The organism is Candidatus Bathyarchaeota archaeon, from assembly GCA_018396705.1.
GTDB lineage: Archaea > Thermoproteota > Bathyarchaeia > Bathyarchaeales > Bathycorpusculaceae > DRVP01.
On record JAGTQZ010000002.1, the window covers coordinates 60,482 to 85,472 of the forward strand.

Here is a 24,991-nt window from a genome sequence, read left to right on the forward strand (position 1 = left end):
GTGAAAAACATGGCAGTATACCACCTTAAAACACCTATATCCGAAGAGGAAATCCGCAAACTGAAAGTAAACGACGTGCTTTACATAACTGGCACCATCGTAACAGCCAGAGACCAAGCCCATCGCCGTGCCCTAGAATATGTGAAGGAAGGCAAAAAGCTACCAATAGACCTTGAAGGCTTGGCAGTTTTTCACTGCGGCCCAGTGGTCAGCAAGGAAGGTGACAAATGGGTCGCTGTGGCAGCTGGTCCGACAACAAGCACCCGCATGGATCTTTTCGAAGACGAGTTCATTAAAAACTTCAAAGTTCGTGTCGTCATAGGCAAGGGCGGCATGGGTAAAAGAACAACAGATGCAATGGCAAAGTATGGCGCTGTTTATGGGGCCTTCACTGGAGGCGCCGCAATACTGGCAGCAAAAGCTATTAAAGATGTTAGAGGCGTCGAATGGCTTGACCTTGGAACACCCGAAGCCCTATGGATATTTGAAGTTGAAAACTTCGGCCCGTTAACGGTGGCTATAGACTCCCACGGCAACAATCTCTTTATGGATGTGGCGAAAAACGTTGAAGAAAACAGGAAGAAGATATACCAGAAGCTGGGCTTACCCGTTTAAACTTCCAAATCCCCAATTTTTCAATTTTGTCCCGCAAAAAGTCGATTCGCTATTTTCTTCTGTTTTATATGCTGGAAGATTGACCTAATAGCCTTATCAAGACTTCTCTAATCACTTGTATGCTTGTCAAGTATTCTTGTATGCTCACATGCTCGTTTGGAGCGTGGTCTAGGCTTGAATCACCTGGGCCGTATGCTACAACAGGTATTTTTAGCGCTCTGCCTAGCAGGTTCATATCGCTGGTTCCAGTCTTCCTTAAAAGAACCGGAGTTTTTCCAACGATTTTCCTAATAGCATGTGTGAATATCCTAACAAGTTGGCTGTTCTTATCTGCCTCAAAGGGTTCCACAGAATCAACTAATTCTGTTTTGAATTTAACCCCGAGCTTTGCGCTTTGGTATTGCATTATACCTCTATTTATTTCGTCATATATCTGAATGCATGTTAATTGGGGTGGAACCCTAACATCTATCAAGGCTTCACATTTAGATGGAACATTTGAGGCGAAGCTTCCTCCCCTCAAGTAGGTTAGGCAAGAAGTGACCGAGTAGAAGCGACCCTTTGAAGAATCATGTTGACTCAAAGTCTCCTTTAGAGTTTTCCAAAGATCAAAAGTTGTTTCAATAGCGTTTTCAAACAGCCAAGGAGCTGCCGAATGACCCCCAGCTGTTCTGCAAGTAACTCTAACCTTCAACATCCCTTTATAACCTATAATTATGTTTCCAGTGTCGCTTGGCTCTCCAAAAATGGCGTAGTCTGCTGTCAGCCCACTTTCTATTAAATGTCTGATGCCTTTACCGGTTTTTTCTTCCTCAACAACACAGGCTACTAAAATTTTTCCAGAAGACATTGTTTTTAAAACAGAGGTGGCAGCCAATATCATGGCTGCCAATGGGGACTTCGCATCCACAGCGCCTCTTCCATACAGTTTGCCATTAACCTTTTTTACTGGAATATATCCCGGAACAGTGTCAATGTGTCCACATAACAAAATCACTGGTTTTCCATGTCCAGCCTTGCCTAGCACGTTTCCAACACCATCAATGTCGACCTTAAATCCAAATTTTCTCATTTCATCTGCAATGAAGACGCTTACTTCTTGCTCTTTGCCTGATGGACTGTAAAACTTTAGGAGACTAGTTAGAAACTGAATGGCTTGTTCTTGGGCAATGTTCTCCATTCAAGATTTCATCCATTACCGTTATAACTGTATCAATATCTTTTTCGGTAATTATAAATGGAGGCAAAAAGCGTAACACGTTTTTACCGGCATCGAGCATGAGAACCCCTTTCTGCAGAGCACCCAATATCACATTTAAAACATCAATCTTTAATTCCACTCCTGCCATGAGGCCTAAGCCGCGTACCTCCCTCATTATTCTGTGGCGTAACTGCAATTCTTCTAATCTATCCAAAAAGTAACGCCCAAGCTTTCCAACTTTTTCTGGAAGCTTTTCTTCGATAAGCACATCGATCGTGGCGCATCCTGCAGCGCATGCAACGGGGTTCCCTCCAAACGTGCTTGTGTGTTCTCCAACTTCAAGGGCAGACGCTATTTCCTCTTTGGCCAAAGTTGCTCCAAGAGGTAAGCCCCCGGCAATCGATTTGGCAACACATAAAATGTCAGGTGTTATGGCCCAATGTTCACAAGCAAACATTTTCCCGGTTCTGCCCATTCCAGTTTGGACCTCATCCAATATTAGGAGAACTCCTGTTTTATCACACAACTCTCTTAAAGACTGGAAAAATCCTTCAGGTGGAACTATGACACCGCTTTCGCCTTGCACCGGCTCAGCTATGATTGCTGCAGTCTTTTCCGTGATCGCCTCCTTTATCTTCTGCAGGTTGAACCTTGGCACATGTTTGAAATCCGGCACAAGAGGCTGAAAAGGCCCCCTATACTTTTCCTTCCATGTTGCGGAAAGGGCACCCATGGTTTTTCCATGGAAGCCACCCATCATCGCGATTATCTCTGTTTTCCCAGTGTATTTACGCGCCATTTTTATGGCGCATTCAACACTTTCGGCTCCACTGTTTCCAAGAAAGGCTTTGGTCAAACCTTTAGGCGCGATTTTAATTAACTTTTCAAGGAACTTCGCTCTTGTCTCATTGTAAAAGGAGCCATGGCACGGGATAAGCCTTTCTACCTGCCTTTTTATTGCCTGAACTATGGCTGGGTGAGAGTAACCGAGAATGCAGACTCCATAGTTTCCGGTAAAGTCCAAGTACTTTTTACCGTTTATATCCCATAGATAAACACCTTCACCCTTGGAAATCACTATAGGCCTCTTTGCGTAGGACCTTATCATGTACTTGTCTTCTAAAGTCATGATGGAACTTTCATCCATTAACTATCACTGTTCCATTTTCATGTCGAATAGCTGATGTAATTGGAGATTTCCGCAGTCCAGAAGAAATTATCACTTCTTTAACACCAATGTTTAGAGCTTCAGCGGCCGCGTGTACTTTGGTGCTCATGCCTGCGCCTATTTTTGGAAGGGCCTCTTTGATTTCGGAACTTTTCGTTATTGGTACGACTTTCCCGTCTAGGATAACGCCTTCCACATCGGTTAAAAAAACAAGTTCATCTGCCTTTACTGCGCCGGCAATGCTAGCAGCAGCGCGATCACCGTCAACATTTAAAAGCTCAAATTCTTCTCCTATGGCTACCGGTGATATTACTGGCACGTACCCGTTTCCTATAAGAAGCTTAAGGAGTTCACTGTTTACTTCGTGTATTTTCCCGGAAAATCCAGCGTCAATGACTTTTTTTCTTCCCCTTTCGTCGACTATGATCATTCTTTCCTTTCTTTTTGCCTTGAGGAGACCGCCGTCTACACCCGAAAGTCCAATGCTGCGCACTCCGCAGCTTTGAAAAACTGAGACAATTTTTTTGTTGATTTTGCCGGACATGACCATATTATAGATTTCCACTGTGTCTTTGTCTGTGTATCGGCTTCTGAAACCTTCAGGAGAGATTACAAATTTCTGTTCTTGGCCAAGTTTTTCAGCGATAGCCGTTACTTCGGCTCCCCCTCCGTGGACGAAGATAACACTGTTTCCGCCTTTGTGGACAACATCTCCTACGTCGCTGGCAATTTCGCCAAGATTATTTTTAAGAACGTTTCCCCCAGCTTTCACAACAATCAGCATTTTCTCACACCGGGTGGAAACCTACATGGTTTAAGCCTGTTTTTTCGTCAAATCCAGACATTATGTTTAGGCATTGAACTGCTTGGCCCGCGGCTCCTTTTACAAGGTTGTCTATCGCAGAGAAAACTACAAGCCTGTTAACACGTGAATCCAGCTCGAAACCTATATCACAAAAGTTTGAGCCGACAACTATTTTTGGATCTGGAAACTGGTAAAGTCCCTTTTTATATCTGACAAAACGGATGAAGGGTTCACCCTCATAAGCTGAGCGGTAAGCCATCCAAACATCTTTCATTGTTACCTCTTTAACCAGGAACGTGTGAATTGTGGAAAGTATACCGCGCACTATGTTTACAGCATGCGGGGTAAACGCGACCTTCACCGGCCTTCCAGCGATTAAATTCAACTCTTGTTCTATCTCTGGAATATGTCTGTGATCAACTGGTTTGTATGGCCTCGTTCCACCGGACCTTTCAGGGTGATGTGATGCTATTGATGGGCGATTACCCGCACCAGATGAACCTACCTTAACATCTACGACTATTCTATCCTTGTCAATGAAGCCTGCTTTAACTAGCGGTGCCAAGGCTAAGATGGTGGCGGTTGCCATGCAACCAGGGCAAGCTACAAGCCTCGCTTTTCTTATTTCTTCTCGATGAAGTTCTGGGAGGCCATAAACCGCTTCTGCAAGTATTTCTGGAGCTGGATGGCTCCATCCGTACCATTTAGGATAATTTTCAGAATCTTTTAAGCGGAAGTCTGCGCTCATATCAATAACCTTTAAGCCTGCATTCAGCAGTTCTGGAACATATTTAACTGAGGCACCATGCGGCAAGGCTGTGAAAACCAGATCGCATTTCTCTTTTATTTCAGACAACCCGTAAGGAATGAATTTTAGCTGCGTGGCTCCCCTTAGGTTTGGATGTATAGTGTGAACATACTCACCAGCCTGTTTCTGTGAAGTAACTAGAGTTACTTCTACTTTCGGATGGAAAAGCAGTAGTCTCAAAAGTTCTCCGCCAACATATCCTGAACCGCCAATAACGCCTACCCTCATTTTAGCCACTTCCAAACCTAATTTTTGTCAAGGAGACTCTCCGCGCATCTTAAAAGTTGCTCTGCCAAGTTTATCTCGGCGGCCAGTCTAGTTTGTTCCCAGAAATCTGGGCAAGCGTTTGCTTCGTGAAACATTATATGGTCTTTCATGTCTTTAACCTGTTCCTGTATTGTTTTTTGGATGTGGCGGTACGCCTCGGAGCTTGCGTAATTGTTAAACGACCTTTCCAATTTTTCGTTCCATTGGATAAAATTTTCCTTCGTTACTTTCTCCTTTTTGACTTTCTGTATCTCGTCAAAAAATGGTTTTAACCGTTCAAATTCCATTGCAAGTTCATTGCTGACCGCCATCTCTTTTCCAAAGTTTATCATCGCGTCGAGGGCTAAAACCCAAGCGTCACAACCTTTTCCTATAGCTTCAGCACATCTTACAGCTTTTTCTCTTATTTGTTGGGGCAAACTTACCCCGAAAACCATGTTGCCTAAATATGCGTTTGTCCTAAAATCCCTAAGTCCCGTTCTAGCCATTGCATTTGGGTGACAGCAGGCCTCTTTACCTTTCTCCTTCGCGACAATTATTCTCAAATCGAAAAACCATTTATTAATAAACTCTTGGGCTAATACCCCAATCGGGTTTATGATGGAAGGCTTAATTTCGCTCAAAATATTAAGGAGCTCCTGCTGTTCAGCGGCCAGTTTGATGTCCCTGCCATGTGAACCTGCATCTGGTTTCACCACAACGGGATTATTCCCAATCGCTTGCTGAACTAATTGGGCGATTTCAGTTTCATTTGAAATTTCACGTCCATCAGCAGTTTTCTCCTTAGGGTCGCATGGCACATAAACCGTTGCTGGTATACTGATCCTTTCTTTCCAAAAGCGGAGAAGTGTCCTAAGCTTGCTGAAACATACATATTCGACTTGCAGAGGATTTAGAACTTTCTTCTCCAGTGTTTCAAAAATTGCTCCAATAAACAATCGGCGGTTCTTGCTCTGCGCCCTATTCAATATCACGGAGACATTTTTTAACTCTTCTGAAAAATCTTTACTCAAACTTTTGATTTGCCAACGGTTGTTTGCTATTAAAAAAGAAGTTTTGCGGAATGGTATAAATGTTAAGTTTATGCCATGCTTCTCGGCTGTTAGCTGTATCCCCATTTCATCTGTTCCTGTTTGCTCACAGAGAATTGCTATGCTCATGGCGCATCCGGTTTAAAAGTTATGAAGAGGAAGAAAAGAAAATTGAGGGTTGGCTACTCGCCCCAGTCTTCTCCCTCAATTTGGAGTTCTTCAATTACTACGGAGTCTGTGTTGACTTCTTTGACTTCAAGTTCAAGTCCGCAATCTGGACACGATAGGATTTCACCCTTTGAAACGTCGCTTGGTACTTCGATTTTTGCACCGCATTCTGGGCAGACTGACTCCATTTTATATCACACGCTTCATGGAAGCGCTTAAGGCTTCTTATATATGTTTTGGTCATCATATTACTTTAAAAGCCACAAAAGACCAAGAATAGCCACAAAGAATTTGATTACGTCCAAAATTGTTCAAACCAAGTGTGGGATTTTAGCGCAAAATAGGAAGCTATATAAGCTCATAACGTATTTTGCGTTACCAAATTGGAAAGGTTGATGGAACATGGAGACCATAACTGTAATAGGCGCGGGAATGCTCGGCAGCGCCATAGTTAAAAGCCTTTTAAAGGCAGGATACGTGGGCAACGTTATCGCTACAAGGCGCGACGCGGAAAAGCTAAAAGAGCTGGAGGCATTAGGGTCAAAGACCACTACAAACAACAAGGAAGCTGCAAGAAACGCTGACGTTATTTTCCTATGCGTGAAGCCTAAAGATGTTGGAAAAGTTCTCAAAGAAATAAGCAGCGAAATTGAGGGAAAACTTGTAATATCAACAGCAGCTACAATTCCCCTAAAATTCTACAAAAAAATAGTCCCCAAAGCTAAGTTTGTTAGGACAATGCCAAACATCGCCGCTTTGGTTCAAGCGTCCTACACGGCTTACTGCTGCGACGAGGATATAACGGCAAGCGACAGAAAGAAAGTTGAAAAACTATTAAACGCTATAGGCGTCTCTCAAGAAGTTGAAGAAAAATACATGGACGCCATAACAGCCCTGAGCGGCAGCGGACCTGCCTACATATCAATCTTTATCGAGGCTTTAATGTACGCTGGATTGAGAGTTGGCTTGCCCAGAAATTTGTCGCTTTACAGTGCAGCCCAAACAGTTCTTGGAACGGGAAAACTGATATTGGAAACACAAGAGCATCCCGCCAAAATAAAAGATATGGTTACGACGCCAGGTGGAACAACAATTGAAGCTATATATGAGCTGGAGGGAAGCCAAATCCGCCAAGCCTTAATGAGGGCCATAAAAGAGGCAACGGAAAAATGCCAAAAAATTAGGGGAGAAATAATCCAAGAAACAGTCTAACCTCGTTTTTCTTTTTCTATCTGGTTATGGAAGCATGTTCTCTCTCCTGTGTGGCATGCGTTTCCTTTCTGTTCAACTAGAAAGAGTAATGCGTCGTAGTCACAGTCTACTAGAATGTCTTTAATCTTTTGGGTGTTTCCAGAGGTTTCACCCTTCATCCATAGCTTCTGTCTAGATCTACTCCAGTAGTGGGCATAACCGGTCTCTAAAGTCCTTCTTAAAGCTTCAGGGTTTGTGTAAGCTAACATGAGGACCTCTTTTGTATTAAAGTCTTGCACTATCACTGGAATTAAGCCGCCGCCTTTTTGGAAATCTAACTGTTCGATGTTGATTTTTTTCATGTTCAAAGGCGAACCTCAACCCCCTTTTCCTTCAAAAACCTCTTAATAAATGGTATCGGATATTTATTGTAGTGGAAAATGGATGCGGCGAGGGCGGCGTCGGCTTTTCCAATGGAGAAGGCTTCAAGAAGATGTTCTGGTTTGCCTGCGCCTCCACTTGCAATGACTGGAATATTCACGTTTTCAGAAATGCTCCTAGTTAATTCCAAGTCGTACCCGTTTTCTGTTCCATCTCTATCCATAGACGTGAGGAGAATTTCTCCGGCTCCGAGCTCTTCCGCTTTGGTTGCCCATTGAATTGCATCTATCCCTGTGGGCTTGCGTCCTCCATACGTGTATACTTCAAACCAGCATGCTCCATCCTTTGTTTCAACCATGGTTTTGCCTTCAGTTTTTTCGTATCGTCTCTTAGCGTCGATGGCGACAACAACACATTGTTTCCCAAAGGTTTTTGCAAGCCTTGTAATTAAGCTGGGGTGTTCAACAGCTGCGGTGTTAATTGATACTTTATCTGCTCCGCTGCAGAGTACAACTCTTGCATCTGAAAGGCTATGTATTCCACCGCCCACCGTGAAGGGGATATTTATTTCTGCGGCAACTCTCTCTACAACGTCCTTCAATATTTTCCGTTTTTCAGGTGAGGCTGTAATGTCGAGGAAAACAAGTTCATCTGCGCCCTCTTCTGAGTATCGCCTTGCCAACTCCACGGGGTCTCCAGCGTCTTTTAGGTTTAGGAAATGCACCCCTTTAACAACCCTTCCATGATCAACATCCAAGCATGGTATAATACGCTTCGCTAAGGGCATTCATTTCACCTGGCAAGTTCTAAAGCTTCTTTTAATGTAAAAACTCCTTCGTACAAGGCTTTTCCTATAACCACGCCATAAACGCCGGCTTGCTTTAAAATGGCTAAGTCGTTTAAACTACTCACTCCGCCAGCCGCAATTATCCGCGCTTTCTGCAGGGCGCAAATTCGCTTTACGATGTTAATGCTTACTCCTTTAAGAGTGCCATCTCTACTTATTGAAGTTAACAGGAAAGTTTTAACCTTAAGCTTCAAGAATTTTTTCATAGCTTCAGCTACGCTCAATTCAGCCTCTTTTCTCCAGCCTTCAATCATAACCCTGCCATTTTCATCATAATCGAGCGCCACGATAATGCAGTCACCGAATTTTTCTATTAAGTATTTTATGGCTTCTGGCTTTTTAAAAGCCAGGGTTCCAAGCATAACTTTGTCCACGCCTATGCTAAGAAGTTTTTCCGCTGCTTCCTCGCTTCTTATTCCTCCTCCGACGTGTACAGGTATTTTCACTGCTTGAACTATTTCTGAAATTGTAGCGAAGTTGTTTCCCCTGTTTAAGGCAGCGTCTAAGTCAATTACGTGAAGGGCGTCTGCTCCGTCTTTTTCCCACTTTTTAGCTACCTCTACAGGCTTCCCTAGCCAATCGTAAATTTTCGCTGCTTCTGGATCACCTTTAAGAAGTCTCACAACCTTTCCATCCATTAAGTCGATGGCTGGAAAGATTTTCACCGCTGCGTTTCACCTCTTAACAAAATTGCGGAAATTCTTAAGGAACTTTAATCCTTGCGAGCCTGACTTCTCCGGGTGAAACTGTGTGCCAAAGATGTTTCGTTTTGCGACGACGGAGGCGAAACTTACACCATAGGTGGTTTCAGCGCATACAACATCTTTTTCGGCTGGAACTGGATAGTATGAGTGGGCAAAGTAACCATAAAAATAGTCTCCTATACCATCAAACAGAGTGCTTGGCTTTACCGCTTGAACAATGTTCCATCCCATGTGAGGCACTTTGACCAAACTTGGCAGCCTAACATTTTCACCTCCAAGAAGCGCTAAGCCTTCACCTGGGCCCTCTTCGCTTTTTTGGAATAGAAGTTGCATGCCTAAGCATATGCCCAAAATTGGCGTTCCCTCTTTGGCTAAATCGGTTAGGTGCTCCTTAATGGAAGCCAATTTTCCCGAAACTTTTAAAAAGTTTCCGACGCCTGGAAGGATTACGACGTCTGCCTGGTTGAGTAACTTTTTATTGAATCCTATTGATGGTGTGAATCCAATTTTGCCTAGTGCACATTTGAGGCTGTAAATGTTTCCAACACCGTAGTCGAGGATAACTGCCTTCAGCAATTAAATCAACCCTTTAGAGCTGGGTGCACCCTTCCTCCTTGGATCGATGGTTACTGCTTGTCTCAGTGAAAGCGCAAGAGCTTTAAAGGCTGCCTCAGCCTTGTGATGATCATTAGCTCCGTACTGAGCCCATATGTGGACGTTGGCCTGCATGGACGTGGCAAAACTTTCTAGGAAATGGTAAATATCCTCGCATGGCATGTCCTCAATTTTTTTGCCCCTGAATTTTAAATCGATTTTAACATAGGGACGTTTTGCCAAGTCAACGGCACAGAAAACAAGGGAGCAGTCCATTGGGACCGCTGCGAATCCAAATCGGGCTATTCCTTCACCATTGCCTAATGCTTTTCTGACCGCTTGACCCAAACATATTGCCACATCTTCTGTTATGTGGTGTTTGAGGTCTCCTTTTACAGAAACTGTGATGTCGATTAAGCTGTGAAAGGCTAGCGTAGTTATTAAATGGTTGAGAAAAGCTATTCCCGTGTTACCGTCGGCCTTCCCTACGGAGTCAAGGTTGACCTTTACGCAGACTTCGGTTTCCCGCGTTTTCCTAGAAATCTCGGCAATTCTCATTGTTCAGCCTCCAGAGTTTGACTGGCATGTTTCTTTGAGTATTTCAATAAGCCTTGCGTTCATCCATGGTAAGCCAACTGTTGTTCTTAAGCAATTCTGGAAGCCAAGGACCGTTCCCATTTTTCTAACGAGGACGCCTTTTTCTAATAAACTGCGATAAACATTGTCTGAAGGTTTCTCCGTTTTAAACAATACAAAATTCGTCTTTGAATTGAAAGCCTTAACTCCATCGATTGCATTCAAGGATTTCATAAGCTTTTTTCGCTCTATCCGAGTTTTTTCAAAAGCTTCTTCAAAAATATCCATATTTTCCAAAACCTTCACACCGACTTTTAAAGAAAAAATGCTCACTGGATAGGGTAATCCAACATTTTTCGACAATGTTCTGATGATCTCATCATTTGCAATGCAGTATCCGAGACGCAAGCCTGCAAGGCCAAAGGCCTTAGAAAATGTTCTAATAACTATCAAATTGTCATATTTTGGGACAAGTGGCACAAGCGAGTAATCGGCAAACTCTACGTAGGCTTCGTCAACTGCGACGATCCCCGGAAAATTCTCAATCAAAAACTTTATGTCGTCTATTTCGAACTGATTTGCCGTGGGGTTGTTCGGCGAGCATAAGAAAAGCAATCTTGTTTTTGGCGTTACCTTTGACAGCAATGCCTCGATATTTAAAGAAAAATCCGTTTTCAATGGGACTTCAATAACTTCAGCCCTCTGAAGTTTCACTGCATAATGATACATTGTGAAAGTGGGTGAAATAGTGATAGCTTGCTCTCCCCTTTCAAGAAACAGGTTGGCTACCCTTGCTATCAACTCGTCACCTCCATTACCCACGGCTATGTAGTTGGCTGAGAGGCCCACATAACCGCCAAGCTTCTCCCGAAGTGTTTCATCTTCTTCTCCTTGCGGATAGATACGCGGATCAAATTCTTCCAAAGCTTCCATCATAAGTGCAAGAAGTTTTTCACGGGGAATGAAGAAGTTCTCATTCGCGTTTAACTTTACAATTTTTGAACGTTCAAGATTGAAAAGTTGCCCTACAAGTTTTGAAGATTCTCCAAAGGCGTATATATTTGGTCGCATCTCCTCAAGCTTCTGCTTAATCCATGCGGCCCTATCATTTTTCAATTTTTCATTCGCTCCTCCACTGCTCTAAAGTGAGCTGGCAATCCTTCAGCCTTCGATAAAATTCTGATATACTCATAAGCTTTTGACAACCCTTTTCTCGAGCCTTTTACAATGGCTATTCTTTTCACGAAATCAAGAGACGATAAACCCGAGAAAATCCTTCCAACCCCTCCCGTGGGCAGCACGTGATTTGTTCCACCATAATAATCGCTTAGAGAGGCTGGAGTATACTGCCCTACTAAAACAATACCCGCTGCATTTAGCCTTTTAACAGCATCTTCTGGATTCTTCAACATTACCTCGACATGTTCCGGCGCGAAAGCGTTTGCAAGATCAACCATCTCATCCACTGTATCACATACAACCACAAAGCCATTGTTTGACAAAGCTTCCGTAACTATGCTGCTCCTAGGCGTAGATTTCGCTATGTCCTCCAATTCAGAAATGGTTTTTTCAGCTAGTTTCCTAGACGTTGTAATCAGGCCAACCGTAGAGTCCGGTCCATGTTCCGCTTGGGCGCACATATCAAGAGCCACAAACCGTGGATTTGCATTTTCATCTGCAAGAACGAGAAGTTCGCTTGGACCGGCGGGAAAATCTATTGCCACGTTGCGGGAAACTAGTCTCTTTGCAATGGCTACATAAATGTTTCCCGGCCCCACAATTTTGTCCACCGGCTTTACAGTTTCGGTGCCATAGGCCATGGCCGCTATAGCTTGGGGCCCTCCTACCTTATAGATTTCATTAACTCCACATATATCTGCTGCAACCAGCGTCAAAGGATTAAGCAAGCCGTTCCGGTTGGGTGGTGAACAGACGGCTATGTTCGGCACACCTGCCACAAGCGCTGGAATCACAGTCATCAGCAAGGTGCTAGGATATGCAGCTTTTCCACCGGGAACATAGCAGCCCACCCTCTGGATCGGACGTGTACAAAATTTAATGCATATTCCGTCAAGCTCTATTTCCATGTTTAAACGTTCTAAAACTTGTTTCTCAACAGTCTCAAGTCTTTCCTTAACAGCCTTTATAGTGCTAATCTGATCTTCCGTGACTTTTTCATAAGCTTCGCTTATTTCTTCACGGCTAACCATTAAACTTTTAGAATCGAGGGAAACTTTGTCAAATTTCCTTGCAAATTTAATTAGGGCCGTGTCGCCTTTTGTTTGGACTTCTTTGATTATGCCTTTCACGTAAGCTTCTAATTTAGTCTTATCCTTTACAGGCTCCCTATGCATAAACTTTTGCTTGAACGAAGATGGCTCGTATATGTTTATTATTTTCATTGCTGGTCTACCTTTTCTAGAGCCAGGACTTGCCTCGGCTCATAAACCACAAGTCCTTGCGCAAGTTTTCGTATTGTTGGAAGAATTTTGAAGAAGGAATCTCTTTCAATCACCGTGTTAACTGCATACCAGCCGGGATCAGCAAGCGGAGCAACAGTAGGCCTTTTCAATGCTGGCAACTCTTGGAGAAGCCGCTCCAAATTCTCTTTCTTAACGTTGACAAATATATGTAGCCTTTTCGAACCGTCAACGACACCTCTTAACATCATCATTATATCAAAAATTTTTTCGCGTTTTTCAGACTCTAGCGAGTTTTTGTTCGCTATCAAAAATGCAGTGGATTCCATCACAACATCTATTACCTTTAAGTTGTTCTGCTCAAGGCTTGTACCCGTTTCGGTGACGTCAATAATTGCATCCGCAACCTCTGGCGGTTTAGCTTCAGTGGCTCCGAACGACAGGAATATGGCGACTTTCGAATTTTGGCCTTTTCGCCACCATGGTGTAACTATTAATGGCTCTGCGTCACCGAAAAACTTGAGGTATGTCTGGTTATTTTTAATGTAATTTGCTGTGATGTTTAGATACTCCGCAGATATTCTGACATTTCTTCCAGAAGCTAAGAACTTTTCTAGTAGGCTCGAGAACGAGTTTATTTCTGTCCAATTCTTTGGCACGGCAACTACAAGCTTCACTTTTCCATATTCAAGATTTTGGAGCATTTCGACATCCGCGTTTGTTTCCTTAATCCAGTCTATGCCTGAAATTCCAATATCATATAGTCCTTCGCTCACCAATATTGGAATCTCCTGGGGCCTTAAAAGTCTTAATTCGATTTCGGGATCGTTGATGGCTGGTCTATAGCTCCTTTCCTGTCCTGACACGCGGTATCCAGCTCTTTCAAGGATTTCAAATGTTGCCTTTTGCAGTGAACCAGCTGGAACAGCAAATTTTACTTTCACAGCTCATCTCACCTCAGCATTATCGAAATATTAAAGGGAGTTGCAAAATTTTCATTAATCCAGAAAACGTACAAGCTGAATTTTAGCAATTGGCTAAGGCCGTCAGAAATGAAAGCAGTCGCCCCGTATGAACGCATTCCCTCATTTTGCACCACTTCCTTAAGGAAGTACTGTAGTTTAATATAAGCTTATTGCCATTTTTGATAAACTACTTGGAGGTGCTGAAAACTCTTGAGACAAGAGACTGTGGTCAATAACCTGACAAAAGCTAGATTCAACCGGTAGCCTTTGGATAGGAGCCCAAAACCTTTATAAATGGAGTTTTTTCTCGAAGCTCATTAAGGGCTTCCATGCATTCCGGTTCGGTTTTGTGGCCTTCAAAGTCAAGGTAGAATATGTACTCCCAAGGCTTTTTCCTCGTAGGTCTAGACTCTATTTTAGTGAGGTTTATTTTTCTTTTTGCAAACACACCTAAAGCATCGTAAAGTGCTCCTGGAACATGTTTAACTGAGAAAATTATTGAAGTCTTGTCGTTACCGCTTGGTGATGCATCCATTTTCGAAAGAATTACAAACCGCGTATAGTTGTCTGGGACATCTGATATATTTCTCGCGAGAATTTTCATTCCGTAAATTTCTGCTGCTCTTTCGCTGGCTATTGCGGCTTCATCCATTGAATGTTTTTCTTTTATAATTTTGACGCTGCCAGCTGTATCGTAGGTCGGTATTACCTCGCACATTATTTTTTCCAAAAACTTAGAGCATTGAGCCAAAGCCTGCGGATGCGAGTAAACCCTTTTTATAGAACTTAGATCGGCATTGGTGTTTCCTATTAAACAATGTTCTATCTTGAGGATAACCTCCCCGCAAATCTTAAGGTCATGAGTCAACAGCAAATCATAAACTTGGTTAACACTGCCCTCTATCGAGTTTTCTATTGGAAGTACACCGTAATCTACTTCTTCCAACTCAACTTTTCTAAAAACCTCTGAGAAGCTTTTGCATGGAATAGGCTGGATTTTATCGTTGAAGTATTCGTAGATAGCCATTTCACTATATGCGCCAATCTCGCCTTGGAAAGCAACTTTTAGATGCTTCTCTTTCCCCATGACTGGTCACTTAACATGGCTGTCCTCTTAAGGTTGCCCCCTCATCAACCGATCCAACAAGGCAAATATACCTTTGGAGGTATCCCAAAGAGATTTTTGGAGGCTTAGACTTCCAGCATGCGAAACGTCTTTTCAAATCGTCGTCACTTAATTTTACGTCTATTTTCCTTTTAGGTACGTCAATTTCAATAGTGTCTCCATCCTCCAGTATTGCTATGGGACCCCCCTCCGCAGCTTCTGGTGAGACGTGACCTATGCAAAGTCCTCTTGTTGCTCCCGAAAATCTTCCATCAGTGACCAAAGCAACAGATTCAGCCAAGCCCATGCCCACTATTGCTGCTGTAGGCGAAAGCATTTCTCTCATTCCCGGTCCGCCTTTTGGCCCCTCATATCTAATCACTACAATGTCGCCATCAACTATTTTTCCATCTAGAATAGCTTTAATTGCTTCCTCCTCAGAATCATAGACTTTAGCCGGACCGCTATGGCGAAGCATTTTGCGGGGAACGGCGCTTAACTTGACAACAGCCCCTTTTGGAGCAAGATTCCCATACAATATGGCCAATCCACCCTCCACGTGCACCGGGTTATCGATGGGTCTGATGACTTCTCTATTGTAAACCGTTGCATCCTTGATGTTTTCCCATACGGTCTCCCCGGTCACGGTTACCGCGTTTAGATGTAGAAATTGTCTTAGCTCTTTCATCAGGGCTGGGATCCCCCCAGCCTCGTCTAATTCTTGAAGGTCATGAGGCCCAGATGGCCTCATGTCGCATAAGTGCGGAATTTTCCTACTATATTCGTCAAATACCCTTAGTGGAAGATCCACACCCGTCTCTTTCGCTATGGCCTTCAAATGTAGCACGGTGTTTGTTGATCCACCAAGGGCCAAGTCTACTATAATGGCGTTTTCAAAGGCCTCGTATGTCATTATGTCCCTTGGCTTGATATCTCTTCGGACAAGTTCAACGATTTTTTCTCCACTTTCCTTGGCTATTCTCGATTTTGCAGATGAAACAGCAAGAGCAGTAGCACATCCAGGAAGAGACATGCCCAAGGCTTCGGTAATACATGCCATAGTGTTCGCCGTGTACATGCCATTACATGAACCGCATCCTGGGAAGGCCCTATCTTCAATCATTTTTAATTCATCTTGGCTAAGTTTTCCCGCTTTAACTTCTCCGACTGCTTCAAAAATCACTGTCACGTCCACTATTCTCCCTCTGTATCTGCCTGAAAGCATCGGCCCTCCTGTTACAACTATTGAAGGAATGTTCAGTCTTGCAGCAGCCATAAGCATACCGGGGGTTATCTTGTCACAATTTGTTATCAAAACCATTCCATCAAACTGATTTGCCTGAATCATAACCTCTACAGAATCCGCAATTAATTCACGTGACGGAAGAGAATAATGCATTCCAATATGGCCCATCACCAGTCCATCACATATTGCAATTGTGTTGAATTCAAATGGGACTCCGCCGGCTGACCGAACACCCTGTTTAACATATTCAGCTAATTGGCGTAGATGCATGTGACCTGGAACGATTTCTGAATGACTGTTAACAACCGCTATAAGCGGCTTTTCTAAGTCACCGTCTGTTAATCCAAGACATTTTAATATGGCTCTTTGAGGAGAACGAGTAAGACCTTTCTTTAAAACATCGCTTCTCATTTTCCACCAGCCCTCATCCTGTTGTTGACCTTCCTACTGCGTTGAGATGAATTTCAAGATAGAAAAGCTTTAATATAAATATGCGCTACTCATTAGCCGAGGTTCATAAATGGGGAATAGCTTTATTAGTGGATAACTTTGCAGAAAAAATAAGAATTTTTGACACTACCCTCAGAGACGGTGAACAAACCCCTGGAGTTTCCTTGACACCTAAAGAGAAAGTTAGAATAGCTAAAAAGCTTGACGAGCTTGGAGTGGACGCCATCGAAGCTGGTTTTGCAGCATCCACAAAAGGAGAATTCGAAGCGATAAAAATGATTGCAAACGAAAACCTTAAGGCGGAAGTATTCAGTTTTGCAAGAGGAAGCAAAAAAGACATAGACGCTGTTATAGATAGTGGCGCAGATGCTGTTTTTCTAGTGATTCCCGCATCTGAAATCCACATAAAAAATAAACTTGGTAAAACATATGAACAAGTTCTAGAGCTTGCGGAGGAATGTATTCAGTACGCGAAAAATCATGGCCTTAAAGTTGAATTCGGAGCTGAAGATGCAACGCGCAGCGAAGCATCTTTTCTTAAAAAATTGATTGCAACTAGCATAGAAGCTGGTGCAGATGTCGTAACTCCGTGTGATACTGTTGGAGTTTTAACCCCAGAAAGAGCCTACGCATTCTACGCATATCTAACGAAGAGTTTTCCGGGTGTGACCTTCGGAGTCCACTGTCATGATGACTTTGGAATGGCTGTGGCCAATTCTATTGCAGCTTTAAGGGCGGGTGCAAAAGAGGTTCATGCCACGATAAATGGCATAGGCGAGAGAGCTGGAAACGCCGCTTTAGAGGAGATAGCCGTTGCATTGAAGTTGCTTTATGGCGTAGACGTTTCCCTAAAACTGAGCTTATTATATGAAATTTCCATGCTTGTTTCTAGGCTGACGGGTGTTCAAGTACCGCCCAATAAGGCTATAGTTGGCGAAAATGCATTCACTCACGAGTCAGGGATACATACGCATGCTATCTTGAATGATCCCACTACGTATGAACCGATTCCACCAAGTCTTGTGGGGCGAACTAGACGGTTTGTAGTTGGCAAACATGCTGGTTCAAGGGGGATAAAAGCTGTTCTCAATGAAATGGGTATATTCCCGAATGAGGAACAGTTAAGGGATATTCTCTCAAAAGTTAAAATGATAGGTGATAAGGGCAAGAAAATCACTGATCTGGACTTAGAGGCGATAGCGGAAACAGTCATGAACATGCCGAGACATAGAACGCTAAAGCTTCAAGAATTAACAGTGGTCACGGGAAACAAGGTGACTCCAACGGCTTCCGTAAGACTAAATGTGAAAGGTCAAGTTATCATGAGCGCGGCTACTGGAGTTGGACCTGTGGATGCGGCAATAAACGCCATACGAAAAGCTATTCAAACCATTGAACCCATAAAGCTTAATGACTACTATGTTAAATCAATTTCAGGGGGAACCGACGCCATAGTTGAGGTGATGGTGCACCTTAGCAAGGGAGATGTCACAACAACGGCGTGGGGGGCTCATGAAGACATTGTTATGGCAAGTGTTGAAGCTGTGCTAAACGGAATAAACAATATTCTATCAAAGCGTGAAAACACGAACTCTCTTAGTTCAAACGTGGAAAACTTGACGCCCAAATTGCGAGGTGACTTTAATGCGGAGGGATAGACCCCTTCAATCGAGGGATCGCCAAATCAAACGGCTATAACACTACCTCTTTTCATGCTCAATCTGCAAATTCCACGTTTAACGAAAAAGACCGACAAGTAGATTGTGAACATATATGCAAAAGCTTCGCAGAAATATTAGACATGCTGGTTAGAAAAAAGCTAAGCATGAAACAGATAAAATATCTCTCTAAAATAGAGGAAAACCATGGTCTGCTATATTATCAGCTTGTAAACAAATTATCCATTGAACAGGGCGTACCTAGATCAACCATCAGATGGAACCTAAACAAACTAAGAGATGCAGGAATGATAATCACCGGAAATAAAAACGCGAAGGGAGTTCCTGTAAGTCTCACAGAGAAGGGAAAGATCCTACTGCTGTTAACTGAAGGTAAACATGAGTTTTTGGGCAAGTTTTATTGCCCAAAAACTTTATTTAAAACAAAATAACATGTGGGAAGGGTACGGTGCATCAATGACAAAACGAAGGGAAAACTTGAAAAAGAATGAATTAAAGACCACCACTAAGGATTTCAAGGAATTCAATGACCAGTTTGAATTCTCTTTCTGGTATGAAACTAGGCCGGAGGGGCCGTAAACATTGAGGATGGAGGCAAAATGAGGGATAGCGTTCTCTGGAGGACCAACTTTATTTGCAAAATGTACTGAAAATGCAATGAATTGCAGGTTATGGAAGGTCGCCTCGTTTATCTTACGACGAGAGTCGTCTAGTGTTATTATTAGTGTAACTTTTGGAGGGCGTTTTCATGGTTGCCATGAGTGGTGCTAAGGCTTTTGTGAAAGCGTTGGAAATGCAAAAGGTGGATGTTATTTTCGGCATACCTGGTGGGGCGGTTCTTGACATCTGTGATGCTCTTGCAGATTCCAGCATAAGGACAATTTTGATGCGGCATGAGCAATGTGCTGCACATGCAGCGGATGGATATGCTCGTGCAAGTGGACGAGTTGGCGTTTGTATGGCCACATCCGGGCCGGGTGCAACAAATCTTGTGACTGGAATAGCCACTGCCTATATGGATTCATCGCCTATCGTTGCCTTCACTGGTCAAGTTCCAAGGAAGCTTATAGGAAGGGATGCCTTCCAAGAGGCAGACATTATTGGTATAACTTGTCCAATAACTAAACATAACTTTCAAGTAGGCCATGCTTCCGAGATACCTACAACAATTAAAAAAGCCTTTTATATAGCGTCGTCCGGTAGGCCAGGCCCGGTTTTAGTGGATGTGCCTAAAGATGTACAGATCGAATTCGCTGACGTGAAAATTGAAGATCATGAGGAGACCATTCGTCGTCCATCAAATCATGCTCCGCATCCGCTTCAGGTGAAAAAAGCTGTTGAACTGCTTGTGTCAGCTGAGAGGCCCATGATAATTGCTGGTGGCGGTGTTATAACCTCAAATGCTTCAGAAGAGCTTATAGCGATTGCTGAACTCCTTTTGGCACCCGTTGCGACAACGCTTATGGGGAAGGGGGCCATTCCTGAAAACCATCCCTTGGCAACTGGCCTATTGGGGATGCATGGCACAATTGCGTCGAATCGTCTAATTCAAGAAGCGGATGTAGTGCTTGCTGTGGGTACAAGATTTTCAGATAGAACAACGGGCAAAGTGGATGAATTCTGTCAAGATGCAAAAATAATCCACATAGACATTGATGCGGCAGAGATTGGGAAAAACGTCGAGGCTGACGTGCCAATAGTGGCCGACGCAAAAGAGGCGTTACAAGAGATACATATGCTTTTACAAAGAAAAATGGCTAAAAAAGAAAATTCTGCTTGGACTGCAAAAATAAGGGAATTAAAGGAACAGCTGGAGGAAAAAGCGAATTGTCAGGGTGAGTTAAAACCGCCACGGGTTATGGCTGAAATCCGTCGGATTTTACCTGAAGACGCCATTATCACCACGGAAGTAGGGCAAAACCAAATGTGGGCTGCAATTTATCTGAAAGCTTACAAGCCGCGGACATTTATTTCCTCAGGAGGCCTCGGAACAATGGGTTTTGGTTTTCCAGCAGCGTTAGGCGCAAAAGTTGCGCGTCCAGAGGTTCCCGTCGTTGACATTGCCGGTGACGGAAGCTTTATAATGACTGAACAAGACCTTGCAACTTCTGTTTTGGAAAACATTCCAGTAACAGTCATAGTTTTAAACAATTCAGTCCTCGGAATGGTGGCGCAGTGGCAGAGGCTATTCTATGGCGGAAGATACGTTGCGGTTAAGCTTGGCAAAGTGCCGGATTTTGTAAAGTTAGCTGAGGCTTACGGTGCCCAAGGCTTCCGTCCCAAATCCCTTGAAGAATTTTCGTCAGTGCTCAAAAAAGCCATAAAAAGCGATGTTACAACAGTTATTGACGTGTCTATCTCTCCAGAAGAAAATGTTCTTCCTATGGTTCCACCCGGCAAAGGGCTGAAATGGATGATATGGGAGTAAGCCTATGGAAACAAAAACCTCAGCGCAGGAATACATTATTTCGGCAATCGTTGAACATAGACCTGGGGTTCTCTTCCGAGTTTCTAATATGTTCAGGAGAAGAGGGTTTAACATTCAAAGCATTTCTGTTGGTCCAACCGAAAGAGAAGAGCTTGCAAGAATAACAATAACCGTTAATGGAGACGAAAAACTTGTTGAGCAGATCGTTAAGCAGTTAAGAAAGCTTATTGAAGTAGTTAAAGTTAGTATACTGGATCCTAAGAACACGGTTATACGTGAACTGGCTCTAATAAAGGTGACGGCCCCGGATTACAGGGCGAAGACAGACATAATTAATTATGCGGAGATTTTCAAAGGGCGGGTTGTAGATGTTTCACATAAATCTCTAACGATTGAAGTTACCGGAGACCCAGACAAGATAAACGCTTTTATAAACATTATGAAGCCCTATGGGATTAAGGAAATCGCCCGGACAGGGATAACCGCCCTGTCTAGAGGTGAGCCCCAAACAAGATAGGAGGTGGTAAAGAATTATGGTGAAGGTGTATTTAGATAATGACGTTAATTTAGAATCCATAAAAGGTAAAACTATAGCCGTAATAGGATATGGAAGCCAAGGAGAAGCTCAAGCCAAAAACCTAAGGGATTCAGGCTTAAAAGTTATAGTTGGGCTTCGACCGGACGGCAAATCATGGAATAAAGCAAAAAAAGACGGATTTGAAGTCTATACAGTGCCAGAGGCTTCAAAAAAAGGCGACATAATACTCTTCTTAATACCGGACATGAATCAGCCAGAAGTTTATAGAGAGTCGATAGCACCGCATTTAGCTGAAGGAAAAACCTTGAATTTTGCACATGGCTTCAATGTCCACTTTAAACAGATAGTGCCTCCCAAAAACATTGATGTCATTATGGTTGCTCCTAAAAGCCCAGGTGCAAGGCTTAGAGAAACCTTCGTCGAAGGTTTTGGTGTTCCAGCCCTCATAGCCGTTCACCAAGACTTTAGCGGAAAAGCCAAAGAAACGGCTCTGGCAATTGCTAAAGGGCTTGGATGTACGAGAGCAGGCGTTTTGGAAACGACTTTCAAAGATGAAACTGAAAGTGACCTAATAGGTGAGCAAACGGTGCTCGTTGGTGGACTAATTGAACTGATAAAAAACGGGTTTGAGGTTCTTGTTGAAAATGGTTACCCCCCAGAGTTGGCATATTTCGAGGCTTGCAATGAGGCTAAACTAATAATGGATCTGATTTACCAGAAGGGCATAACTGGAATGTTGCAAGCCGTTTCAGACACAGCTAAATATGGTGGCTTAACCGTCGGCCCAAAAGTGATAGACAACCATGTCAAAGAAAACATGAGGAAAGCTGTTGAAAACGTTAAAAATGGAACTTTCGCTAAGGAATGGATAGAAGAGCATAAAAAAGGTGAAAAAAGGCTAAAAACGTTAATGAAGGAAATTGAAAATCATGAACTAGAAAAAGTTGGCAAGTTCATTAGAAAAATCGCTGGACTAGAAAAATAGCAATTCCGGAGGAAAACAAGTAGTTGAATATATCTGAAAAGATTTTGGCAAAAGCTTCAGGCCGAAAGGAGGTTAGTCCAGGTGAAATCGTGGAAGCAACCGTAGATATGGCCATGATAAATGATATAACGGGACCGTTGGCTATTGAAGCCTTTTACAAAATAGGCGTAAAAAAAGTCTGGGAAAACGAGAGAATTGTGATGGTTTTAGATCATCAAGTTCCAGCAGACTCTGCCAAGTCAGCTGAACTCCACAAAATCATGAGGAAATTCGCAAAAGAGCAAGATATCCGGTATTTCTATGATGTTGGATTTGGCGGAGTTTGCCACCAAGTTATGGTGGAAAAGGGTCATGTGAGACCAGGTGAACTTATTGTTGGGGCAGACTCTCATACGTGCACTTATGGCGCATTGGGAGCATTTGGAACGGGAATAGGCTCAACGGAAATGGCCGCCGTTTTCGCCACGGGCAAGATATGGCTTAAAGTCCCAGAAACAATAAAATTCAATGTTATTGGCAAGTTTCAGAGGTTTGTCGGTGCAAAAGACCTGATATTAAACATCATCGGCCAGATAGGAGCTGATGGAGCTACCTACAAGGCCATGGAATTTGATGGACCAACCATTAAAGGTATGAGTGTAAGCGATAGACTGACCATTTGCAACATGGCTGTAGAAGCTGGAGCGAAGACGGGAATAATCAATCCAGATGAGACGGCGCTAGCTTACGTTAAGAATAGAACCAACAAGCCCATCAACCTATTAAAAAGCGATGAGGACGCTAAATACGAGAAAGTGATCGATGTTGACGTCAGCCTACTAGAACCACAAGTTGCATGTCCCAGCTCCGTTGATAACGTCAAACCAGTTTCAGAGGTTGAGGGCACTCCAATAGACCAAGCTTTTATTGGATCATGTACCAACGGTAGAGTCGAAGACTTAAGATTAACCGCGGAAATTGTTAAGGGCAAAAAAATCAAGAAAGGTGTACGGCTTATTGTTACACCAGCCTCTCACGAAGTCTATCTACAAGCCTTGAAAGAGGGACTGCTTAGAGCACTCGCGGAGGCTGGCGCGTGTATTTGCAGCCCAACATGTGGCGCATGTTTCGGTGGACATATGGGGCTGCTTGCTGATGGCGAAACTTGCATTAGCTCTTCAAACAGAAACTTTGTTGGAAGAATGGGAAGCCCGAAAGCCCAAATATTTTTGGCGTCTCCGGCAACAGTTGCCGCTTCTGCCCTGAAAGGGGAAATTACTGACCCAAGGAGGTTGTAGCCTTTGGAAGTTAAAGGTAAAGCTGTCATTTTTGGGGATAACGTAAACACCGACGTTATAATTCCAAGCAAGTATTTAACTTCCCTTGATCCAAACGAGCTAGCAAGGCATGCCATGGAAGGCTTGGATCCAACATTCCACTTGAAAGCACGGGAGGGAGTCATAGTTGCAGCTGGAAGAAATTTTGGTTGCGGTTCAAGTCGTGAGCAAGCTCCCATCGCTCTGAAGTATGCGGGTGTGAAGTGTGTTGTCGCCCAATCCTTTGCCCGCATATTCTATAGAAACGCCATAAACATTGGATTACCCGTAATTGAATGCCAAGCAATTCTTGAAAAAACAGGCGAAGGAGACCATTTGCTCATAAACTTGGCAAGTGGCGAAATATTAAACTTGACAAAAAATGTGAAGCTGCAAGCGTCAAAACTTCCAGATTTTGTTTTAGAAATTATAAGTGCAGGTGGCTTAATAGAACATTTAAAAAGGAGGTTGGAAAAAAGTGGCAAGCTATAAAGTTGCCATAATTCCAGGCGACGGTGTTGGACCAGAACTTACCGAGGCAACCTTAAAAGTTCTAAATGCTGTGGAAGAGAAGTTCAACCTAAATTTTGAGTACATATTCCTCGAGGCTGGAGATGCTTGCTTCGAAAAGCGTGGTGTGGCTCTTCCAGAGGAAACTATTGAGGCTATAAAAAATGCGCATGTCTGCCTAAAGGGTCCCGTGGGAGAGACCGCCGCAGATGTCATTGTTAAACTTCGACTGATGTTCGATCTTTATGCCAATATACGTCCAGTGAAGTCATACGCGGGGGTGTCCTGCCTTAGAAACGATATAGATCTAGTTATTGTTAGGGAAAACACTGAAGACGTTTATAAAGGGCTTGAGTTTTTCCTTGACGATGACACCGCCGTGGCTTTGAGAGTCATAACGAGAAAGGGTTGCGAGAGAATAGCCAGAAAAGCTTTCACGATTGCTGATTTTCGCGGCAAAAAGCGGGCGGTGACCGCTGTACACAAAGCTAACGTTATGAGAAAAACATGTGGATTATTCGCTGAAGTTTGCAGAAAAATAGCGAAAGAATATCCCAATATTTCGTTTAATGAGCAATATGTTGACGCGGCAGCTATGAGGCTTATCAAGGAACCGCAAAACTACGATGTGATAGTTACGACGAACATGTTTGGAGATATACTCTCAGACGAAGCCGCCCAACTCGTTGGAGGTTTAGGAATGGCTCCGGGCGGAAACATAGGTGACCATTATGCAATCTTCGAACCTGTGCATGGATCTGCGCCGACACGTGTCGGAACGCATACGGCCAACCCATGCTCAATGATTTTGGCGTCAAAAATGATGCTTGAATGGTTGGGTGAAAAATACAACGACAAAAACTGTTCTGAAGCTGCACAAGCAGTTGACAGGGGTGTTGCAGAGGCCTTGCGGAAAGCATTATCGGTTCCGGATCTTGGCGGTTCCTTAACCACTATAGGTATGGGTGAGGCGATAGCCAAGGAAGTCATGAAAATATAAGCTTAGGCTGATGA

At 43.4% G+C, this 24,991-nt stretch carries 26 protein-coding genes; 10 read left to right on the forward strand and 16 right to left on the reverse strand.

The features are described from left to right. Positions 1–9: 9 nt before the first annotated feature. Positions 10–615: a fumarate hydratase C-terminal domain-containing protein gene (locus KEJ24_01110; GenBank protein MBS7646425.1), complete on the forward strand. Its 606-nt coding sequence runs from the start codon at positions 10–12 to the stop codon at positions 613–615. Between the two features lie 64 nt (positions 616–679). Here KEJ24_01110 and KEJ24_01115 read toward each other — a convergent pair whose 3' ends face one another. Genes KEJ24_01115 through KEJ24_01140 form a run of 6 tightly spaced genes read right to left on the reverse strand, consistent with a single transcriptional unit; the run spans position 680 to position 6,251 of the window. Beyond that, positions 680–1,795, reverse strand: coding sequence for a M20/M25/M40 family metallo-hydrolase (locus KEJ24_01115; GenBank protein ID MBS7646426.1), 1,116 nt, complete (start codon positions 1,793–1,795; stop codon positions 680–682). Continuing rightward, positions 1,752–2,963 (reverse strand): aspartate aminotransferase family protein, encoded by a 1,212-nt coding sequence (locus KEJ24_01120; GenBank protein ID MBS7646427.1) that lies wholly within the window; start codon positions 2,961–2,963, stop codon positions 1,752–1,754. Before KEJ24_01120 ends, KEJ24_01115 begins: the two co-directional genes overlap by 44 nt. Then, entirely contained in the window at positions 2,956–3,765 is an 810-nt protein-coding gene (locus tag KEJ24_01125) for a [LysW]-aminoadipate/[LysW]-glutamate kinase (protein ID MBS7646428.1), read from the reverse strand. Before KEJ24_01125 ends, KEJ24_01120 begins: the two co-directional genes overlap by 8 nt. Before the next feature lie 7 nt (positions 3,766–3,772). Beyond that, positions 3,773–4,825, reverse strand: coding sequence for an N-acetyl-gamma-glutamyl-phosphate reductase (locus KEJ24_01130; protein MBS7646429.1), 1,053 nt, complete (start codon positions 4,823–4,825; stop codon positions 3,773–3,775). A 17-nt stretch (positions 4,826–4,842) separates the two neighbouring features. Beyond that, positions 4,843–6,024: a hypothetical protein gene (locus tag KEJ24_01135; GenBank protein ID MBS7646430.1), complete on the reverse strand. Its 1,182-nt coding sequence runs from the start codon at positions 6,022–6,024 to the stop codon at positions 4,843–4,845. Positions 6,025–6,077: 53 nt separating this feature from the next. Then, positions 6,078–6,251 (reverse strand): hypothetical protein, encoded by a 174-nt coding sequence (locus KEJ24_01140; protein ID MBS7646431.1) that lies wholly within the window; start codon positions 6,249–6,251, stop codon positions 6,078–6,080. A 214-nt stretch (positions 6,252–6,465) separates the two neighbouring features. Here KEJ24_01140 and proC point away from each other — a divergent pair, with 214 nt between their 5' ends. Then, a complete protein-coding gene (gene proC, locus KEJ24_01145; protein MBS7646432.1) occupies positions 6,466–7,275 on the forward strand; it encodes a pyrroline-5-carboxylate reductase in 810 nt (269 codons plus the stop codon). On the opposite strand, the gene hisI is transcribed toward proC, so the two are convergent. The 10 genes from hisI to ilvD form a co-directional block, all read right to left on the reverse strand. After that, complete coding sequence (gene hisI / locus KEJ24_01150) at positions 7,272–7,616, reverse strand: phosphoribosyl-AMP cyclohydrolase (GenBank protein ID MBS7646433.1); 345 nt, start codon at positions 7,614–7,616, stop codon at positions 7,272–7,274. The genes proC and hisI overlap by 4 nt on opposite strands. A gap of 2 nt (positions 7,617–7,618) precedes the next feature. Beyond that, positions 7,619–8,422 (reverse strand): imidazole glycerol phosphate synthase subunit HisF, encoded by an 804-nt coding sequence (gene hisF, locus KEJ24_01155; protein ID MBS7646434.1) that lies wholly within the window; start codon positions 8,420–8,422, stop codon positions 7,619–7,621. Positions 8,423–8,427: 5 nt separating this feature from the next. Then, a complete protein-coding gene (gene hisA / locus KEJ24_01160) occupies positions 8,428–9,147 on the reverse strand; it encodes a 1-(5-phosphoribosyl)-5-[(5-phosphoribosylamino)methylideneamino]imidazole-4-carboxamide isomerase (protein ID MBS7646435.1) in 720 nt (239 codons plus the stop codon). Positions 9,148–9,156: 9 nt separating this feature from the next. Beyond that, positions 9,157–9,762, reverse strand: a complete 606-nt coding sequence (hisH, locus tag KEJ24_01165; GenBank protein ID MBS7646436.1) for an imidazole glycerol phosphate synthase subunit HisH — start codon at positions 9,760–9,762, stop codon at positions 9,157–9,159. Further along, a complete protein-coding gene (gene hisB / locus KEJ24_01170) occupies positions 9,763–10,338 on the reverse strand; it encodes an imidazoleglycerol-phosphate dehydratase HisB (GenBank protein ID MBS7646437.1) in 576 nt (191 codons plus the stop codon). 3 nt (positions 10,339–10,341) lie between these two features. Continuing rightward, a complete protein-coding gene (hisC, locus tag KEJ24_01175; GenBank protein MBS7646438.1) occupies positions 10,342–11,472 on the reverse strand; it encodes a histidinol-phosphate transaminase in 1,131 nt (376 codons plus the stop codon). Further along, complete coding sequence (hisD, locus tag KEJ24_01180) at positions 11,469–12,758, reverse strand: histidinol dehydrogenase (protein MBS7646439.1); 1,290 nt, start codon at positions 12,756–12,758, stop codon at positions 11,469–11,471. The genes hisC and hisD overlap by 4 nt, the downstream gene beginning before the upstream one ends. After that, positions 12,755–13,720, reverse strand: a complete 966-nt coding sequence (hisG, locus tag KEJ24_01185) for an ATP phosphoribosyltransferase (GenBank protein MBS7646440.1) — start codon at positions 13,718–13,720, stop codon at positions 12,755–12,757. The genes hisD and hisG overlap by 4 nt, the downstream gene beginning before the upstream one ends. A 274-nt stretch (positions 13,721–13,994) precedes the next feature. Then, positions 13,995–14,828 (reverse strand): prephenate dehydratase, encoded by an 834-nt coding sequence (pheA, locus tag KEJ24_01190; protein MBS7646441.1) that lies wholly within the window; start codon positions 14,826–14,828, stop codon positions 13,995–13,997. Between the two features lie 10 nt (positions 14,829–14,838). Next, positions 14,839–16,503 carry a dihydroxy-acid dehydratase gene (ilvD, locus tag KEJ24_01195; protein ID MBS7646442.1) on the reverse strand — a complete coding sequence of 555 codons (1,665 nt, stop codon included), beginning with the start codon at positions 16,501–16,503 and terminating at the stop codon, positions 14,839–14,841. A gap of 80 nt (positions 16,504–16,583) precedes the next feature. On the opposite strand from ilvD, the gene KEJ24_01200 reads away from it, so the two are divergent. The 8 genes from KEJ24_01200 (at position 16,584) to KEJ24_01235 (ending at position 24,977) form a co-directional block, all read left to right on the forward strand. Beyond that, positions 16,584–18,200, forward strand: a complete 1,617-nt coding sequence (locus KEJ24_01200; protein MBS7646443.1) for a 2-isopropylmalate synthase — start codon at positions 16,584–16,586, stop codon at positions 18,198–18,200. Positions 18,201–18,343: 143 nt separating this feature from the next. Then, positions 18,344–18,652: a hypothetical protein gene (locus KEJ24_01205; GenBank protein MBS7646444.1), complete on the forward strand. Its 309-nt coding sequence runs from the start codon at positions 18,344–18,346 to the stop codon at positions 18,650–18,652. A 326-nt stretch (positions 18,653–18,978) separates the two neighbouring features. Beyond that, entirely contained in the window at positions 18,979–20,649 is a 1,671-nt protein-coding gene (gene ilvB / locus KEJ24_01210; GenBank protein MBS7646445.1) for a biosynthetic-type acetolactate synthase large subunit, read from the forward strand. Between the two features lie 4 nt (positions 20,650–20,653). After that, on the forward strand, positions 20,654–21,166 hold the full coding sequence (ilvN, locus tag KEJ24_01215) for an acetolactate synthase small subunit (protein ID MBS7646446.1): 513 nt from the start codon (positions 20,654–20,656) through the stop codon (positions 21,164–21,166). Between the two features lie 19 nt (positions 21,167–21,185). Continuing rightward, complete coding sequence (ilvC, locus tag KEJ24_01220) at positions 21,186–22,172, forward strand: ketol-acid reductoisomerase (GenBank protein MBS7646447.1); 987 nt, start codon at positions 21,186–21,188, stop codon at positions 22,170–22,172. Positions 22,173–22,195: 23 nt separating this feature from the next. Further along, on the forward strand, positions 22,196–23,449 hold the full coding sequence (locus KEJ24_01225) for a 3-isopropylmalate dehydratase large subunit (GenBank protein ID MBS7646448.1): 1,254 nt from the start codon (positions 22,196–22,198) through the stop codon (positions 23,447–23,449). A 3-nt stretch (positions 23,450–23,452) separates the two neighbouring features. Then, complete coding sequence (locus KEJ24_01230) at positions 23,453–23,959, forward strand: 3-isopropylmalate dehydratase small subunit (protein MBS7646449.1); 507 nt, start codon at positions 23,453–23,455, stop codon at positions 23,957–23,959. Beyond that, the gene (locus KEJ24_01235) at positions 23,946–24,977 is read left to right on the forward strand and encodes an isocitrate/isopropylmalate dehydrogenase family protein (protein ID MBS7646450.1); all 1,032 of its coding nucleotides are present in this window, start codon (positions 23,946–23,948) and stop codon (positions 24,975–24,977) included. Before KEJ24_01230 ends, KEJ24_01235 begins: the two co-directional genes overlap by 14 nt. The last annotated feature ends 14 nt before the right edge of the window (positions 24,978–24,991 follow it).